The organism is Limosilactobacillus ingluviei DSM 15946, from assembly GCF_001435775.1.
Lineage (GTDB): Bacteria > Bacillota > Bacilli > Lactobacillales > Lactobacillaceae > Limosilactobacillus > Limosilactobacillus ingluviei.
Genome location: NZ_AZFK01000067.1, coordinates 1 through 1,691, shown reverse-complemented (window position 1 = coordinate 1,691; position 1,691 = coordinate 1). Strand labels below are relative to the sequence as shown.

Here is a 1,691-nt window from a genome sequence, read left to right as displayed (position 1 = left end):
TAAGACTAGCAATTTTTCATTTTTTCAGACTGTCAACTTGACAGGGTACAGTACCGCCCCCTATGCGGGGGAAAGAGTCTTTTTTCTTATCATACAGTCTTAGATAAGCAGGTTCAGCCCCCTATGCGGGGGAAAGAGCAAGAAATCGAAAAATGCGACTTTTAACATAGAGGTTCAGCCCCCTGCGTGGGGGGGGAAAAGAGTTAGCTACCCTTTCCGCTTTCAGGCGTTTAACAGGTTCAGCTCCCTATACGGGGGAAAGAGTTAGCGTCTCGTAACAAGTACCGATGCTTATTAGGTTCAGCCCCCTATACGGGGGAAAGAGAACAGCATTCATAACGTCTACGCTACTCATCAAGGTTCAGCCCCCTATCCGGGGGAAAGAGACTAACCAATCGCCGGCCTCAGCGCATTTTTGATATCATTAGCTGGCATTTTTCGTTAACTTGTTTTTAGTGTACTTGGTTGACCTCCCCAAATCAACTGAGCAAAATTAGAAAATGTAAGGGGTTCCTCCCGGTTGGTTATACACCATGGACAACCGGGGAATGGGCGGCCTTTAACCCACCGCAAGTAGCGGGCTATGCCGTCACGCCAAGCACCGTGGCAAAAGTAGCAGTCACAGACCAAACGAAAGACACTACTGTGGAAGTCAACTATCGAGCCGGTGCCCAAGCGGCTCATGTCAAATATGTCGACGATGACAACAAGCAAGCCGTCGTTAAGACCACGGACTTACAAGGGAAGACGGGCGATCTGGTTACGAACCAAGTTACCTATGGCAAGTGGTCGACGGGGGAATGGCCGGCCTTTACGCCAACGACGATTAATGGTTACACGCCTAGTCAAACTACGGTGTCCAAAACCCCAGTCACAGAAGCTACCCAAAATCAAACGATCACCATCACGTACCAAGCCGGTCAACACAGCATGCACATTAACTACATTGACAATGGCGACGGCAAGACGGTGGTCCATCAACAAGGCCTAGCGGGCAACACTGGTGACAATGAACCGGCTCAACCTACTCCGGAACCAGCGCAGCCTACGTCTGAAAACGACGTACCAGCCACTCCTGTCCCTGCTAAAAACAGTGAAGTGGCTACCGGTGTGACTACCCAACCAGCTCCACTTAGTGCAGCGAACGTAGCCACTGGGGATGCAACGCCAGCAGGCCAAGCACAATTGCCGCAAACGGGGGATGCGGGTGATACGGCATCAATTCTTGCTGGACTGGCCATTGCCGGCTCACAACTAGCGCTGCTAGGAATTCGCAAGAAAGCAGGACAACACTAGTACTGCTTGATCAAATTGATCGCAAACAGAAAAGGATCAGCGATTAGCTTTGCTGATCCTTTTCTCTTATCTTTGTAAAGAGGGATATTTTATCGAACCATAGATTAGATTCAATCTTTTTTGACAATAAATGTCAATGTTTTGTGTTTTGTGTTTTGTGTGTAGTTATTTGTAGGTAAAGCCCTCTTTGTTACTTACAGAATAGCAATGCAACTAATGAAAGTCAATCAAAATGATTTTGCCTACTATTGTTTACGTTGGGGTCGGAAGCCAAACTTGATGAAGCTGTTAGGTGATCGACACCCACTTTTTGACTGAACAAAACAATAAAATTAATACCAAAACGTGCGGAGTAAAAATACGAAACTGGTAAAACCTAAAAATCGCTGGATCGC

1 protein-coding gene is annotated in these 1,691 nt (G+C 47.3%); it reads left to right on the top strand.

Features of this window, described 5'->3' with window-relative positions; genetic code table 11:
• Positions 1-465: 465 nt before the first annotated feature.
• A complete protein-coding gene (locus FC43_RS07265) occupies positions 466-1,296 on the top strand; it encodes a mucin-binding protein (protein ID WP_156648343.1) in 831 nt (276 codons plus the stop codon).
• Positions 1,297-1,691: the final 395 nt, after the last annotated feature.